At 53.3% G+C, this 16,347-nt stretch carries 15 protein-coding genes; 9 read left to right on the top strand and 6 right to left on the bottom strand.

Features of this window, described 5'->3' with window-relative positions:
- From murC to lpxC, 6 genes are all read left to right on the top strand, one after another.
- On the top strand, positions 1–1,446 hold the full coding sequence (gene murC / locus E2H98_RS04885; protein WP_133593099.1) for a UDP-N-acetylmuramate--L-alanine ligase: 1,446 nt from the start codon (positions 1–3) through the stop codon (positions 1,444–1,446).
- Positions 1,446–2,390 (top strand): D-alanine--D-alanine ligase, encoded by a 945-nt coding sequence (locus E2H98_RS04880; RefSeq protein ID WP_133593101.1) that lies wholly within the window; start codon positions 1,446–1,448, stop codon positions 2,388–2,390. The genes murC and E2H98_RS04880 overlap by 1 nt, the downstream gene beginning before the upstream one ends.
- A gap of 14 nt (positions 2,391–2,404) precedes the next feature.
- Entirely contained in the window at positions 2,405–3,184 is a 780-nt protein-coding gene (locus E2H98_RS04875) for a cell division protein FtsQ/DivIB (RefSeq protein WP_133593103.1), read from the top strand.
- Positions 3,181–4,434: a cell division protein FtsA gene (gene ftsA, locus E2H98_RS04870; RefSeq protein ID WP_332836034.1), complete on the top strand. Its 1,254-nt coding sequence runs from the start codon at positions 3,181–3,183 to the stop codon at positions 4,432–4,434. Before E2H98_RS04875 ends, ftsA begins: the two co-directional genes overlap by 4 nt.
- Positions 4,435–4,523: 89 nt before the next feature.
- The gene (ftsZ, locus tag E2H98_RS04865) at positions 4,524–5,678 is read left to right on the top strand and encodes a cell division protein FtsZ (RefSeq protein WP_133593107.1); all 1,155 of its coding nucleotides are present in this window, start codon (positions 4,524–4,526) and stop codon (positions 5,676–5,678) included.
- A gap of 380 nt (positions 5,679–6,058) precedes the next feature.
- The gene (gene lpxC, locus E2H98_RS04860) at positions 6,059–6,976 is read left to right on the top strand and encodes a UDP-3-O-acyl-N-acetylglucosamine deacetylase (protein WP_133593109.1); all 918 of its coding nucleotides are present in this window, start codon (positions 6,059–6,061) and stop codon (positions 6,974–6,976) included.
- A gap of 107 nt (positions 6,977–7,083) precedes the next feature.
- Here the strand turns inward: lpxC and E2H98_RS04855 are convergent, their stop codons facing one another.
- Positions 7,084–7,398: a DciA family protein gene (locus tag E2H98_RS04855; RefSeq protein WP_157591251.1), complete on the bottom strand. Its 315-nt coding sequence runs from the start codon at positions 7,396–7,398 to the stop codon at positions 7,084–7,086.
- Between the two features lie 123 nt (positions 7,399–7,521).
- Here E2H98_RS04855 and E2H98_RS04850 point away from each other — a divergent pair, with 123 nt between their 5' ends.
- From E2H98_RS04850 to E2H98_RS04840, 3 genes are all read left to right on the top strand, one after another.
- A complete protein-coding gene (locus tag E2H98_RS04850) occupies positions 7,522–8,451 on the top strand; it encodes a M23 family metallopeptidase (RefSeq protein WP_133593113.1) in 930 nt (309 codons plus the stop codon).
- A 201-nt stretch (positions 8,452–8,652) separates the two neighbouring features.
- On the top strand, positions 8,653–11,373 hold the full coding sequence (gene secA / locus E2H98_RS04845; RefSeq protein WP_133593115.1) for a preprotein translocase subunit SecA: 2,721 nt from the start codon (positions 8,653–8,655) through the stop codon (positions 11,371–11,373).
- Positions 11,374–11,414: 41 nt separating this feature from the next.
- Complete coding sequence (locus E2H98_RS04840; protein WP_133593117.1) at positions 11,415–12,416, top strand: Nudix family hydrolase; 1,002 nt, start codon at positions 11,415–11,417, stop codon at positions 12,414–12,416.
- A 27-nt stretch (positions 12,417–12,443) separates the two neighbouring features.
- Here E2H98_RS04840 and yacG read toward each other — a convergent pair whose 3' ends face one another.
- Genes yacG through E2H98_RS04815 form a run of 5 tightly spaced genes read right to left on the bottom strand, consistent with a single transcriptional unit; the run spans position 12,444 to position 16,198 of the window.
- A complete protein-coding gene (yacG, locus tag E2H98_RS04835; RefSeq protein WP_133593119.1) occupies positions 12,444–12,638 on the bottom strand; it encodes a DNA gyrase inhibitor YacG in 195 nt (64 codons plus the stop codon).
- A 15-nt stretch (positions 12,639–12,653) separates the two neighbouring features.
- On the bottom strand, positions 12,654–13,403 hold the full coding sequence (locus E2H98_RS04830; RefSeq protein ID WP_133593121.1) for a cell division protein ZapD: 750 nt from the start codon (positions 13,401–13,403) through the stop codon (positions 12,654–12,656).
- Positions 13,400–14,008, bottom strand: coding sequence for a dephospho-CoA kinase (gene coaE, locus E2H98_RS04825; protein ID WP_133593123.1), 609 nt, complete (start codon positions 14,006–14,008; stop codon positions 13,400–13,402). The genes E2H98_RS04830 and coaE overlap by 4 nt, the downstream gene beginning before the upstream one ends.
- Before the next feature lie 10 nt (positions 14,009–14,018).
- The gene (locus tag E2H98_RS04820) at positions 14,019–14,912 is read right to left on the bottom strand and encodes a prepilin peptidase (RefSeq protein ID WP_133593125.1); all 894 of its coding nucleotides are present in this window, start codon (positions 14,910–14,912) and stop codon (positions 14,019–14,021) included.
- 2 nt (positions 14,913–14,914) lie between these two features.
- Complete coding sequence (locus tag E2H98_RS04815; RefSeq protein WP_133593127.1) at positions 14,915–16,198, bottom strand: type II secretion system F family protein; 1,284 nt, start codon at positions 16,196–16,198, stop codon at positions 14,915–14,917.
- Positions 16,199–16,347: the final 149 nt, after the last annotated feature.

The raw sequence follows: 16,347 nt of genomic DNA, 5'->3' as shown, positions 1-16,347 counted from the left end.
ATGAACCAGACTTATCATATTCCGGAAATGCGCCGCATTCGCCACATCCATTTCATCGGCATAGGTGGCGCTGGTATGGGCGGTATTGCCGAAGTATTGCTGAACCAGGGTTACCAGATTTCCGGCTCCGACATGAGCGAAAACTCGGTGACCCAGCGTCTGAAAAACTTTGGCGCGAAAGTGTTCAAAGGCCACGACAAGCAGCATATCGATGGCGTCGATGTCGTCGTTGTTTCGACCGCGATCAAACCAGATAACGTTGAGTTGAACGCCGCCCGCGAAGCGCGTATTCCGGTGGTGCCGCGTGCCGAAATGCTGGCCGAGTTGATGCGCTTTCGCCATGGCATCGCGGTCGCCGGCACCCATGGCAAAACGACTACAACCAGTTTGATCGCTTCGATCATGGCCGAAGGTGGCATGGACCCGACCTTTGTTATCGGCGGCTTGCTGAATCGGGTTGGCACCAATGCCAAACTCGGCAACAGCCGTTATCTGGTCGCCGAAGCGGATGAAAGTGATGCCTCGTTCCTGCATCTGCAACCAATGGTATCGGTCGTCACCAATATCGATGCCGATCACATGGACACCTACAAAGGCGATTTCGAAACGCTGAAAAATGTGTTCATCGATTTTCTGCACAACCTGCCGTTCTATGGTCTGGCTGTGCTGTGCACTGATGATGAAACGGTGCGTGAAATCATCCCGCGTGTGACCCGACCGGTGATCACCTACGGTTTCGACGATGATGCTGATGTCCGTGGCAGCAATTTGCGTCAAGCCGGTGGCGTTAGCCAGTTCGATGTGCATCGCGCTGACAAGCCGGTGCTGTCGGTCAGTTTGAGTTTGCCTGGTCGCCACAATGTGCTGAACGCCTTGGCGGCGATTGCCGTGGCGACCGAAGAAGGTGTCGAAGACGAAGCGATTGTGCGAGCACTGGCGCATTTCAACGGCGTTGGTCGCCGCTTTCAGTCGCTAGGTGATTTCGCCATCGAGCAAGGAAAAGTATGGCTCGTTGATGATTACGGTCATCACCCGCGTGAAGTCGATGCCGTCATCAAAGCCATTCGCGCCAACTGGCCAGAGCGTCGCTTGGTCATGGTGTATCAACCGCACCGTTATACCCGGACTCGTGATTTGTACGAAGACTTTGCCTCGGTGCTGTCCGATGTCGATGCACTCGTCATGATGGATGTTTACAGCGCCGGTGAAACACCGATTGCTGGCGCCGACAGTCGTTCGCTGTGCCGGACGATTCGTGCCCGCGGCAAGCTCGACCCGATTTTTGTTGAGCACAAATCGCAGTTGCCGGAGGTGTTGAAGAATGTGCTGCGTGACGGTGATTTGCTGTTGACCCAGGGTGCTGGCGATATTGGTGGCATCAGCCGGCAACTGGCGCAATCGAATTTGAATTTTACCGCGTTGCAGACGCAATGGAGTGACTCGTGATGCGTTCATCGCTTCCGGATGTAAGAACATTTGGCAAAGTCGCCGTGCTATTTGGCGGCAGATCTTCCGAGCGCGAAGTGTCGCTGCGCAGCGGCAAGGCCGTGCTTGAGGCACTACAGCGCAGCGGCGTTGATGCGCATGGTGTTGATGGCATTGGTGATTTTCTGCTGACGCTGAAATCGCAAGGTTTCGCCCGGGTGTGGAACGCGATGCATGGTCGTGGCGGCGAAGATGGGCAAGTACAAGGCGCGCTGCAATTGCTCGGCATCCCGTGTACTGGTTCCGGTGTTGCTGCCTCGGCGTTGGCGATGGACAAGATGCGCAGCAAACAATTATGGATGGGCATTGGTTTACCGACGCCAAATTTTCAGGTGGTGTCAGCTGATATGGTCGAAAGCGAGCAGGGTGCGCGCGCGATTTTTGCCCGCCTTGGTCCGATTGTCATGGTCAAACCGTCAAACGAAGGTTCCAGCGTCGGCATGGCCAAAGTCGATTCGATTGAAGGCTTACGCAACGCGGTTACCGCCGCGACCGAATTTGATCGCACGGTGATCGTCGAGCGGTTTATTCGTGGCCCGGAATTTACCGTTGGCATCGTTGGCGATGAAGTGCTGCCGAGCATCTCGATGTCAACGCCGCGCGATTTTTACGATTACCAAGCGAAGTATCACAGCACGACGACGATCTATAACTGCCCCAGCGGTTTGGATGAACGCGATGAACAGCAGCTGCGCGAACTGGCGAAGTGGGCGTATGACTCGCTTGGCTGCAAGGGCTGGAGCCGCGTTGATGTCATGCGCGACGAAGCCAGCAAGGAATTTTTTGTATTGGAAGTGAACACGGTACCGGGCATGACCGAAACCAGTCTGGTGCCTAAGGCAGCAAAAGTTGCCGGCATGAGTTTTGAAGAGCTCTGCCTGCGAATTTTGCAGTCAGCGATGTAAGGAACAGAACGGCCATGTCTCACGCCACGCGCAAACAAGCGGATGCACCGAGCATGCTGGAGCGACTACGTCGCATCCTGCCGCTGGCGGGCGCACTGCTGTTGCTGATTGGCGCGACCGTCGCGGTCAACTGGATGCAAGTGGAATTTGCCAAACAAGACGAATGGCAAATGCAGCGCGTGCGCATTGTTGGCGAGCTGCGGCAAGTAACGGTCAGCGAAATTCTTGAGGTGTTGTCCGTAAAAAACGGACAAACCTTGGCTGATGTCGATATGCCGGCGTTGACCGACAAGGTGGCGATGTTGCCGTGGATTCGTTCAGTGGAGTTGCGTCGCCAGTTTCCGGGCGAGTTGGTGGTCAGCATTGTCGAGCGAGAGCCGTGGCTGCGTTTGAACGACAACGCGCTGGTTGACGCCGAAGGTGAAGCGTTTATGCCGAGGAATGTTGCGGCGTTTGCCCACCTGCCGCAGCTGCAAACCGATATCGGCAACCTGCACTTGGCACAACAGGAATATGGCCATGCCAACAAAGCCTTGCAACCAGTGGGTTTGAGTGTCGCGGTGCTAACGCTGAATGCCCGTGGTGCCTTGAGCTTGCAATTGAATAATGGCGTAGCGTTGATGTTTGGCCGTAACGACTGGCAACCGCGTCTGGAGCGTTTTGTCAGCTTGTTTCCAGGCTTGAGCAGCGAAGGCCAATTACCGCTTTATGTGGACTTGCGTTACGACACCGGTTTTGCCGTGGCCTGGCCGGACAAAGACACGGAAAAAGCGCCGAAGACGGCGGGATTATGATGAGGAAAAGCATGGCTAAGAATACTGAGAAAAAACTCATCGTCGGTTTGGATATCGGCACTTCGAAAGTGGTGGCGATCGTCGGGGAAATTACGCCGGATGGTGATGTCGATATCATCGGTATCGGCTCGCACCCTTCGCGTGGTTTGAAGAAAGGTGTTGTCGTCAATATCGAGTCGACAGTACAGTCGATTCAGCGCGCCGTGGAAGAGGCTGAATTGATGGCTGGTTGTCAGATCCATTCAGTCTACGCCGGCATTGCTGGTTCACATGTGCGTAGCCTTAATTCACACGGCATTGTCGCGATTCGCGATACTGAAGTAACACAAGAAGACGTGAATCGCGTCATCGATGCTGCACGTGCCGTGGCGATTCCGGCTGATCAGCGCATTCTGCATGTGCTGCCGCAAGAATTTATTATCGACAACCAGGAAGGTATTCGTGAGCCGATTGGCATGTCCGGTGTGCGTTTGGAAGCGAAAGTGCATATTGTTACCGGTGCCGTCAGTTCCGCCCAGAACATTGTCAAATGCGTGCGCCGCTGTGGCCTCGAAGTTGACGAAATCATTCTTGAACAAGTCGCCTCCAGTTACGCGGTGTTGACCGAAGATGAAAAAGAGCTGGGCGTTTGCCTGATCGATATCGGTGGTGGCACGACTGATATCGCCATCTTCACCCAGGGTGCAATTCGCCACACCCACGTCATTCCGATTGCTGGCGACCAAGTAACCAATGACATCGCCGTGGCCCTGCGTACACCGACTCAGTACGCCGAAGACATCAAGATCAAATATGCCTGCGCGTTGAAACAGTTAACGGCGCTTGACGACACCATCGAAGTGCCGGGCATGGGCGATCGGGAACCACGCCGGATGTCGCGCCAGATCCTCGCTGATGTCGTCGAGCAGCGCTATGAAGAGTTGTTCCAGTTGGTGCAGGCAGAACTGCGTCGCAGCGGTTTTGAAGAACTGATCGCCGCCGGCATTGTGCTGACCGGTGGCGCGGCGAAAGTGCAGGGCGTTATTGAATTGGCTGAAGAGGTCTTCCATGTGCCGGTGCGTTTGGGGGTGCCGCAGTACGTGCAAGGATTGGTCGATGTCGTGCGTAATCCGATTCACGCCACTGGCGTCGGTTTGTTGCTGTATGGCAAGCAACATGCTGGCAATGCCCATATCGGTGGTAATCACAGTATTGATGAAAGTGTTGGCAACTTCTTCGGCAAAGTGAAGAAGTGGTTTGGCGGTTTTTGATTTTTTTAACGGATATGGAAGGCGCTTTACGGAGTCCTTCGATAGCAGTGAAGCCTGCGTAGCAGGCATAACAAAAGGGGGTAACACACATGGCTTTAACATTTGAGTTTTTGGACAACGCGAACGACAACGCGGTGATCAAAGTCATCGGCGTTGGCGGTGGTGGCGGTAACGCCATCAATCACATGGTCGATGCCAATATTGAAGGCGTCGATTTCATCGCGGCAAACACCGACGCGAAAGCGCTGAAATTGTCGAAGGCACGAACCACGGTGCAGCTCGGCAGCAATCTGACCAAGGGTTTGGGCGCTGGCTCGAATCCGGAAATCGGCAAGCAGGCGGCGCTGGAAGAAAAGTCGCACATCCAGGAAGTGCTGGAAGGCGCTGACATGGTGTTCATCACGGCCGGCATGGGTGGTGGTACCGGCACTGGTGCCGCACCGATCGTTGCCCAGATTGCCAAAGACATGGGCATCTTGACCGTCGCGATTGTCACTCGTCCGTTCAAGTTCGAAATGAACAAGCGTACCCAGGTGGCCGAGTGCGGTATCACCGAATTGCGCAAAGCCGTTGATTCGTTGATCGTCATTCCGAACGACAAAGTGCTGCAGGTGTATGGTGGCGCAAAAATGACCGAAGCGTTCCGTAACGCCGATGCGGTGTTGCGTGGTGCCGTGCAGGGTATCGCCGACTTGATTACCCGTCCGGGTTTTATCGGTACCGACTTCGCCGACGTGCGTACCGTCATGAGCGAGCAGGGCATGGCGATGATGGGTTCCGGTATTTCTTCGGGCGAAGGTCGCGCTCGTCGCGCCGCAGAGCTGGCGGTTCGCAGCCCACTGTTGGAAGACGTCAACCTGGCTGGTGCCCGTGGCATTCTGGTCAACATCACGGCAAGCGAAGACATGTTGATCGACGAGTACGAGGAAGTCGGCAAGGTGCTGGAATCGTTTGCCGCTGCCGATGCCTCGGTAAAAATCGGTACCGCGATGGACAACAACCTTGGTGACGAAATGCGCGTAACGGTAGTAGCCACTGGCTTGGGACGTACGCAAACCGAGGAAAAGCCTTCGGTCCGGGCGGTAGTGCCGCCACGTCAAACCGACGGCCGTCCGGACTATGGTCAACTCGACCGCCCGGCGATTATCCGCAATAACCCGCAAACCCCGGTCACCAAAATGGTTGCCGGCAGCGACTTGGAGTACCTGGATATCCCGGCCTTTCTGCGTAAGCAGGCGGACTGAAATCTCGGCACTCGTATAGAAAGGTCGCTGAGCCCGCTGGTTTGGCGAACCTGGTTTGCTGAAGTTGGGTTTGCTATGAGGTATCGACGCGCCGTTGTTTTTCTGGCTACCCCCTTTGCCGGGGGAATGACGGCGTGTCGGCTTCAAATGACACGGTTTAATAAATCGGTAATAAGCCGCAATTATCGCGATGATTGCCGGCTGGCAAGGCCTACAGGCTTGACTTGCTGGCCAGATGAGTGCCTAATTGCACACCTTTTGACCACTTCTGGTACATCTGTTACCCGAAGTGCAGGACATCCCCGCTTCGGGGAGCTCGGTATGGAACTCCACAGGTTTACCGCAGCCCAAGGTTTCGGGCCGCATCAGGAGTCTTTCACATGATTAAACAGCGAACACTGCGCACCGCCATCCGCGCCACTGGCGTCGGTTTGCACAGCGGTGAAAAAGTGATGCTGACCTTGCGTCCTGCGCCTGCTGATGCCGGCATCATTTTCCGCCGGGTCGATCTGAACCCGGTCGTCGAGATTGTTGCCGAGCCGGAAAACGTCGGCGACACAACCATGTCGACCTGCTTGATCAAAGATGGCGTCAGGATCTCCACCGTCGAACACCTACTAGCTGCGATTGCCGGCCTCGGTATCGACAATGCCTATATAGATGTCAGTGCCCCGGAAATTCCGATCATGGATGGCAGCTCCGGCCCGTTCGTGTTTCTGATTCAGTCGGCGGGCATCGTTGAGCAGAACCGTCCGAAGCGTTTCATCAAAATCAAGAAACGCATTGAAGTCACCGAAGGCGACAAGTCGGCCGTGTTCGAGCCGTTCGATGGCTTCAAAATTGATTTCACCATTGATTTCAAGCACCCGGTTTTTGCCCAGAGCGCCCAGCGCGCCGTGGTCGACTTGAGCTCGACCTCGTTCGTCAAAGAAGTCAGTCGGGCCCGTACCTTTGGCTTTATGAATGACATCGAATACCTGCGCTCGAAGAACCTGGCGCTCGGCGGTTCGATGGACAACGCCATCGTGCTCGATGAGTACCGCATCCTTAACAGTGATGGTCTGCGTTACGACGATGAGTTCGTCAAACACAAGATTCTCGATGCCATTGGCGACCTGTACCTGATGGGCCACAGCCTGATCGGCGCGTTCACGGCCGTCAAATCTGGTCACGCACTGAACAACAAGCTGTTGCGTGCCCTGAAAGCCGACGCGGAGGCTTGGGAACTGGTGACCTTTGAAGAGCAGGACAGCACAGCACCGATTTCCTATCTGCTGAATCCGGTGCATGCCGCTTAAGCAGTCGTTTAAAAAAGAAAGCCCGCCATTAGGCGGGTTTTCTTTTGTTGGGGAATATGGATTTGTGACGATTGCCGAAGTATCCAGATACCGAAAGCGACTAAACTTTAGCCGTTATTGGCGCTGATTCTGACTTTGATTTCCTTGATATGGGCATAACCTGTGCTGCTGAGTGCGGCCAGTAGTTGCGGCTCCATATAGCGCAGCCGGGTGGCGGAAGCGGCTTGGGCGGCGGTCAGTTCCAGTTGGTTCGATGCGATGCCGGTAACCCGGACTTGACCCTTCAGGCTTGCAGGAAGTACCGCCGCTAGGGTATGGTCTAGCGCCTCGAACTGGGCCATACGGTCCAAAAGGGCCTTTAACGGACCGTCTGGACGGTCTAACAAACCGGCGATGGATTGCGCGGATTTTGGGCGGTTCATGTCTGTTTTCCGGAAGGAAGCGGGCAATAAATTAACGGCTCGAAGAGCATAACACGTTACCCACGCGCTCCACGCAAACCGATTTGCGGCAGCGATGGTGGATAATGAAACGAGACATACGCCATGTTGCTGACACTGATTACCCATACAAGAAGCGGTGCCAAAAGCTTGCGTGTCGGGCGTGCGAGTCAGGGCCTTTTTGTCCTGCTCGGCTTGGGGCTTTTGACGCTTTCCGGCTTTACCGGCTACACGCTGGCGCTGAAATGGCATCCGAACGGCGCGATCAGCGAATCGACCGTTGTCAATTGGCAGAACGAATTATCGGCCCAGCGTGAAGCGCTGGAGCACGCCCGCGAGGCATCAAAAAACCAGATTACTTCGCTCGCTACCCGAGTTGCTCGCCTGCAGGCACAACTGACTCGTCTGGAGGCAATGGGCGAGCGCGTTACCGAGTTGATCGGTCTTGACGGTAAAGAATTCGATTTTGGCGTTGCGCCGGCTCTCGGTGGTCCTGAGTCCAGCTACAGCCAGGCTCCCAATACCTCGCCGCTGGAATTCATCAGCCAGATGGATGCGATGAGCGCGCAACTGGAAACCCGTGGTCGCCAGCTAGCCGTATTGGAATCGCTGTTGCTCGACAAACATATGGGCACTGAAAAGCTGATTTCTGGCCGTCCGGTCGAAACCGGCTATATCAGCTCATACTTTGGTTATCGCACCGATCCGTTTCATGGCGGTGCAGCGTGGCATAACGGTGTGGATTTTTCGGCACCAGCCGGTAGCGATGTCATTGCCACCGCTGCAGGTGTTGTCACCTTTGCTGGCAATATGGCTGGCTATGGCAACTTGGTGGTTGTCAGCCATGGCGACGGGTTGCAAACCCGTTATGGTCATAATTCGAAGATGGTCGTCAAAGTCGGTGATCTGGTGCGCAAGGGCCAGGTGATTGCCAAAGTCGGCTCCACTGGTCGCTCCACTTCACCGCATGTACATTACGAAGTTGTGCGCGATGGCTTGTTCCTGAATCCGGCCAAGTTCCTGGCCAATAAATAAGCAATTCCGCGTTTCATCACAAAAGGCGCTAAACAGCGCCTTTTTTGTTGGCTGACGCTTGAAAGCTTCCGAAACGGTCGCCATCTGGTTATTCACATCGCACATCCGCCCTAAAGCCGGTAAAATGCCCGCCCTGCTGTGGAAGGCGCGTTTTCGCGTCGTGCACTGTCCGATTACAACAAGACTGAGAGTTGGATTTTCATGTTCGCTTCGTTTTTGACCCGCATTTTTGGTAGCCGCAATCAACGCCTCGTCAAACGCTACCGCAAGGCGGTCGAGTCGATTAACGTATTGGAAGAGCAATTCAAGGCGCTCAGCGATGAACAGCTGAAAGCGAAAACCGATGAATTCCGCCAGCGTTTGCAGCAAGGCACCAGCCTGAATGATTTGTTACCGGAAGCGTTTGCGGCTGTGCGCGAGGCTGGCAAGCGTACGCTCGGCATGCGCCATTTCGATGTCCAGATGATCGGCGGCATGGTGCTGCATGATGGCAAGATTGCCGAGATGCGTACCGGTGAAGGTAAAACCCTGGTGGCAACGCTGCCTGCTTATTTGAACGCACTGAGCGGTAAAGGCGTGCACGTCGTTACCGTCAACGATTACCTGGCCTCGCGTGACGCCAACTGGATGCGTCCGGTATACGAAGCGCTGGGTATGACGGTTGGTGTCATTTTGTCCCAGCAAGCGGGCCATGAAAAACGCGCCGCCTACGCTGCCGATATCACCTACGGCACCAACAACGAATTTGGTTTCGATTACCTGCGCGACAACATGGCGTTTTCGCTGGAAGAAAAGGTCCAGCGCGATCTGAACCATGCCATTGTCGACGAAGTCGACTCGATTTTGATCGACGAAGCCCGTACTCCGTTGATCATTTCCGGTGCCGTTGAAGGTTCAAATGAACTGTACAAACGCATTGATGCCTTGATTCCAAAACTGATCCGTCAGGAATCTGAAGAGGAAACCGGCGAGGGTGATTACTACCTCGACGAAAAATCCCGTCAGGCTTACCTGACCGAGAAAGGTCAGGAAAAAGTGGAAGAGCTGTTGATCGAATCCGGATTGCTCGGTGAAGGCGACAGCCTGTATGCGGCCAGCTCGATTCAACTGCTGCATCATGTTTACGCGGCGCTGCGTGCTCATTCCCTGTTCAAGAAAGATGTCGATTACATCGTTCGCGATGGTCAGGTGATGATCGTCGATGAGCATACCGGTCGTATCATGCATGGCCGTCGTTGGTCCGAAGGTCTGCATCAGGCCGTTGAAGCCAAAGAGCGCGTCGAGATTCAAAGCGAAAACCAGACGCTGGCTTCGACGACGTTCCAGAATTATTTCCGCTTGTACAACAAACTGTCTGGTATGACAGGTACTGCGGATACCGAAGCGTTCGAGTTTCAACAAATTTACGGTTTGGAAGTTGTGGTCATTCCGACCAACAAACCGATGGTCCGCAAAGACATGCCGGATCTGGTTTACCTGAACAAGCAAGACAAATACAAAGCGATTGTTGAAGACATCGTTGAGCGCACCAAGAATGGCCAGCCGGTGCTGGTCGGTACCGCGTCGATTGAGTCCTCGGAAATTCTGTCGAAATACCTGAAAGGCAAAGGCATCGATCACCAGGTGTTGAACGCCAAATTCCACGAAATGGAAGCCTCGATCGTTGCCCAGGCGGGTCGTCCTGGCAAAGTCACGATTGCCACCAACATGGCCGGTCGTGGTACCGACATTGTGCTCGGTGGTTCGCTGCAAGCCGATTTGGCGGAGCTCTCAGAAGACGCCACTGACGAAGACAAAGAACGCGTTCGCGAGGAATGGCAACAGCGTCATGCCCAGGTACTGGAAGCGGGTGGTTTGGCCATCATCGGTACCGAGCGTCATGAATCACGCCGTATCGATAATCAGCTGCGTGGTCGTTCTGGTCGTCAGGGCGACCCGGGTAGTTCGCGTTTCTATCTGTCGATGGAAGACGATTTGATGCGCATTTTCGCCTCCGAGCGGATGGCGATGATGATGCAGAAAATGGGTTGGGCCGAAGGTGAGGCGCTGGAGCATCCGTGGGTCAACAAAGCCATTGAAAATGCTCAGCGCAAAGTCGAAGCACGCAACTTCGATATCCGTAAGCATTTGCTTGAGTTCGATGATGTCGCCAACGATCAGCGTAAAGTGATTTACCAACAGCGCGCCGAAGTCATGGCCAGCCAGGATGTCTCGGAAACCATCCAAGGCATGATGGAAAGCACGCTGGTTGATACGATCAACAACCACATTCCGCCGCAAAGCCTGGAAGAAATGTGGGATGTCGAAGGCCTGGAATCGTCGCTAAAGAAAGATTTTGCGCTCGAATTACCGGTCAGTCAGTGGCTGAAAGAAGAAAAGAACCTGAACGAACAAGGTATTCGCGACCGCGTGCTCAGCGCTGCCAAAGAAACCTATGCGGCAAAAGAAGCTCAGGTCGGTGCACCAATTATTCGCCATTTCGAGAAACAAGTGCTGCTGCAGAACATCGACTCGCATTGGCGTGAACATTTGGCGGCGATGGATTACTTACGTCAGGGCATTCATCTGCGCGGTTTCGCTCAGAAAAACCCGAAACAGGAATACAAGCGCGAAGCGTTCGAGCTGTTCGCCAATATGCTGGAGCGGATCAAGTTTGAAGTGATCAGCATTCTGTCACGGGTACAAGTGCGTTCCGAGTCGGAAGTCGAACGCATGGAGCGCGAACAGCGCGAAGCCGCCGAACGTCAGAAGCTGCAGTTCCAGCATGCACAGGCAACCGCAATGGCTGGTGGTGATGATGACGAGGCCGAAGCCGACGCGGCGCAAGCTCCGGTCCGTGTTGGTCAGAAAGTTGGCCGCAATGAGCTCTGCCCTTGCGGTTCCGGCAAAAAGTATAAGCACTGCCATGGTGCCGTTGCTTAATGCTTCCAGTCATCTAGGCAATAAATTAAAAAGGACACACCGTGTCCTTTTTTTCTGCCCATTTTCTTTTTGAGCGTCACGAAATGGATAAACGGAAAATCATTGATGTCGCGGCCGCCGCCATTGTTGATGGTCAAGGACAAGTGCTGTTAGCCCAGCGACTCGCGCACCTGCATCAAGGCGGAAAGTGGGAATTTCCCGGCGGAAAATTTGAGCCGGGTGAGACGGCTGAACAGGCCTTGCTGCGCGAACTGCATGAAGAGCTTGATATTACCGTCCATGATTATCAACCACTGATTCGCCTGGTGCATCAGTATCCGGAAAAATCGGTGCGCCTGCATGTATTTACCGTGACCCGGTTTTCCGGTTTGCCAAAAGGGAAAGAAGGGCAGGCATTGCAGTGGGCTGATATCAGCCGCTTGCGCAGCTTTCAATTCCCGGATGCCAACTATCCGATTGTTTCTGCCGTGCAATTGCCGGATCTGATGTTGATCACGCCAGCGTTGGCAAGCTTCAACAATGATGTCGATCAGCTGATGCTTTTTCTTCAACAAAAAGTTGCGAATGGCGTATCACTAATGCAGCTGCGATTGCCGGATTGTGATGACGCGACTTATCTCGACATTGTTAAGCGGTTACAAGCAAGCGGTTTGCTTGAACGATGTCGACTGATGCTGAATCGCAATCCGAAATTGATGGCGCGATTTGCCAATGTAGGTTGGCATATATCCGGTGAACACGTTGAAGCCGCACAAGCGATACTGGCAAAAGGTACGCGGCCGGATTGGCTTTCAACCAGTGTTCACAGTCGCGATGAATGGCATACACGCCGCATGCTGGAACCGGATTTTGTTTTGCTTTCGCCGGTGAAAGCCACGGCATCGCATCCGGACAGAATCGCCCTGGGATGGGAGCAATTCGCTGAAATTGCCGAAGAAATGAATTGCCCTGTTTTTGCCTTAGGTGGCATGAACACGGCGGATTTGATTTACGCCAAACAGAACGGCGCTCAAGGCATTGCGGGGATCCGTTGTTTTCAGTAAGACGATTAAACGATCCCAAGCTTTCTGCTAATGCTCGTCATCGCCATTATCGGTTTGCAATACGGGTTGTCCCGGAATGCGGTGCCCTTCGCTGGCCCATTCGCCCAAATCGATCAAGCGGCAGCGGTCAGAACAAAAGGGCCGAAATGGATTGTTCTTATCGTAAACAATGGATTTATGACACTGTGGGCAGCGCACGATCAGTGGTGGTTTCTTGCTCATGAAAAAAATATCAGATTAACCGCATAGAGCGTAAGTAAAAGGATGGGCCGCTTTAACGTACTGAACACCGTAGGTATCCGTCACTTCCGCCAGTCGAATCACGCAACGTTGGCGACCGCTGCTGACTTCCGGAAAATGTCGGGCATCGTGTTCAATACGAATGCGCAACAACTGCCCCTGTACCGGTTCGAGCTGGAAATAGCCTTCATCGAAACTGGCATCACGCCAATGGCTGTTTTCCCGCATCAATCGCAGCAATACATCAATCGTCGTGCGAATGACGCGCAGCTCATTACCCCAAGCCTCGAATTGTTGCTGGCGTAGTTTGACGTCCTGATTCAGGAACACATGCAAGCGGGGTAGATCACAGGCAACGGTGCCGCCTGGCAGCGAATAACGATTTTTTACTGCGTGCAGAAACTCCTGATCTTTCAGTTTGGCGCAAAACTTGCCCGGGTAGCTGACAATCCAGTGATGCAGCTTTTGCAGTTGCTCGCGAAATTTCTGCAGCTTGTCCAGATCGATGTCAGGACTGCGGCGAAAGTTATCGAGCACGGCTATTTGCTTGTCGAGATCGCTGTGCAGGTCGGCTCGCAACTCGCCCAGATCAATCATTTCAAGTAGCTCGAAAAGTGGCGCAAACGCCGCGTAGTGGCAAGCGACATCGGATTGCCGAATCAGCTGGAAATAGCGAGAAAAGGTCTGTTCCAGGCGCAGATAGTTGCGGAGCTTTTCGTTCAGCGGTTGCTCGAAGATGCGGGTCATGCGCCAGAGGCGTTTTGCGCCAAGTTCAGGTATAGGTGATGCAATTGTAAAACGTTTGCAGTGAGTTCGTCATAATCGCCTTCATTGACGATGAAATCGTTGGCGATGCGCTGACGTTCTTCATCGCTGCTCTGAGCGGCAAGAATCTGGCGAGCATCCAGTTCGGTGATACCGTCCCGTTGCATCAGGCGCGCTATTCGGGTCGATTCGCTGCATCGCACCAGTAGAATGCGATCGTACTGTTCGGCCTGGTTGGTTTCCGCCAGCAGAGGAATGACGAAAATCTGGTAAGGCGCCGGCTGTTGCGCTGAGGTTTGCTGCATCCATTGCCGGATCAGCGGATGCAGAATCGCGTTGGTATCGGTTCGAGCCTGGTTGTCGTTAAAGATAATGCCACGCAGCGCTCGACGGTCCAGTGTGCCATCGGCAGTCAGAATGTCCTCACCGAAACGTTTGACGAGTTGCTGGAGTCCTTCACTGCCCGGTTCAACAACGGCACGGGATGCGACATCGGCATCGATGATCGGAACGCCAAGCTTGGCGAACGCGTCGGACACCGCGGTTTTGCCACTGGCAATGCCGCCGGTCAACGCCACTCGCAACATCCCGATCTCCTTAACTTAGTCCCGATGCGCGCAAATAGGCGCCAACAATATTCGGTCCAAAAAACATGCTGACCCAGCCAGCAATCGCCAGATAAGGGCCAAACGGAATCTGGCGATCCTTGTCCTTGCTCAGCAACATCATGCCACCGCCAATGACCAAACCGGCAACGGCAGAAAGGATAATGATCAACGGTAATTGCTGCCAACCCAGCCAGGCACCCAAGGCGGCCAGCAGCTTGAAATCGCCATAACCCATGCCTTCTTTACCGGTCAGGATCTTGAACGCCCAATACACCGACCACAGACTTAAGTAACCGGCGACAGCTCCGATGATCGCAGCAGGAAGCGGCACGAAACCATTATTGATATTGAACAGCAAGCCCGCCCAAAGTAGCGAATAGGTCAACTGATCCGGCAGTAGTTTCTGGTCCCAGTCTATTCCCGACATGGCAATCAAAAGGCCAGTGAAAACCAGTGCGCCAAACGTCAGATAATCAAAACCAAATTGCCAGGCTGAAAAACCAAACGCCAATGCCGTCAGCAACTCAACCAACGGATAACGAACGCTGATCCGTGCTTTGCAATGCGAACACTTTCCGCGAAGAAGCAGGTAACTGATAATCGGAATATTGTGCCAAGCCGGAATCGGTGTCTGGCAATGTGGGCAAGCCGAGCGAGGCAATACCAAACCAAAATCATCCGCCACTTTCTGTTTCGCACTACCACTGACCTTTAATCCCTCTTCCGTCAGCAACTCGGTGGCATCACCAATCCACTGCCGATGCAAAATCTTCGGCAGCCGATAAATAACGACATTCAGAAAGCTACCAAGAATAGCTCCAAAAACAGCAACGGCGATCGAGAAATACATTCGATCGCCGTTGAATAGATCGGCAAAAATCATTATTAGATGGCTTTACCCAAGTTAAAGATTGGTAGATACATGGCGATAATCAATCCGCCAACAACCACGCCAAGCACAGCCATGATAATCGGCTCTAACAGCGCGCTGAGTGAATCGACGGCATCATCGACTTCGGCTTCGTAAATATCAGCAACTTTGGACAGCATGCTGTCCAAAGAGCCTGATTCTTCGCCGATAGCAACCATCTGTACAACCATATTTGGAAAAACACCTGACGATTGCATGGCCAAATTCATTTGAGTACCAGTGGTTACGTCATCGCGAATCTTCAAGATTGCGTTCCGATAAACCACATTACCAGAGGCGCCTGCTGCTGACTCCAACGCTTCGACTAACGGCACACCCGCCGCAAACGTCGTGGAAAGTGTGCGGGCATAACGCGCAATGGCTGCTTTATGAAGAATCATACCCACCACTGGCATCTTCAGTATTACGCGCTCTTTACCATCACGAAATTTCTGAGAGGTTCGATTCAAGTAACCAAATCCGAATGAGGCAGCAACGATGGCAATGAGGTACACATACCATGTTTCCTGAAGAGACCTCGATATGCCTAATACAAACTGTGTAAAGGCCGGCAAGTCTGCGCCAAAGCTCTTGAACATGTCCTCGAACATGGGAACAACGAAAAGCAACAAAATGGCTGTCACGATTACGGCAACAACTAATACTGCTATCGGATAAAAAAGCGCCTTCTTAATTTTTGCTTTGATGCGCTCCGTTTTTTCCTTATACGTGGCAATCCGGTCAAGCATTTGCTCCAGTGCACCAGACTGCTCCCCTGCTGCCACGAGGTCGCAAAATAATGGGTCGAACTCTTTAGGATGTTTACGAAGCGACTCATGGAAAGGTGCACCGGCTTCAACATCCGCTTTGATGTTCAGCATCAACTCCTGAACTGCTGGCTTATCATTCCCTTTCCCGATAATTTCAAAACTCTGAACCAATGGCACGCCCGCCTTCATCATTGTCGCTAATTGGCGTGACACGAGAGAAATATCGGATGCCGTTATGGGTTTCTTTCGGGGGGCAAACAGATCCGCTGCTTTACGATTGACCTTAACTGGAACCAGGCCTTGTTTTCTAAGATGGGCTTTGACCAAAGCTTCATTGGAGGCCTGCATTTCACCTTTGAGTTTCTGGCCTTTTTTATCGGTTCCAATCCAAACGTAGGTTTTCTGTTTTTCAACAGTCTGCTTTTGGCGGGTAATCGCCCCTGGCCGTGGTTTGACCGGAACTTCTTTTTTAACCGCTTGCAATGCCATATGAAAAATCCTCAACCAACGTAATGGGATTATTCAATACTATAACCTAAGAGCTTGAAATACTGTGGGTTTCTTGGCGAAATCCGAGGAATATTGGGTCTCCCAACCTTCTTGTTGCAGTGCGGTGGACCACGTTAGGCTCAATTGGA

It is taken from the genome of Permianibacter aggregans (assembly GCF_009756665.1).
Classification (GTDB): domain Bacteria; phylum Pseudomonadota; class Gammaproteobacteria; order Enterobacterales; family Permianibacteraceae; genus Permianibacter; species Permianibacter aggregans.
The sequence above is the reverse complement of the archived record's forward strand: the minus strand, read 5'-3'. Positions and strand labels throughout refer to the sequence as shown.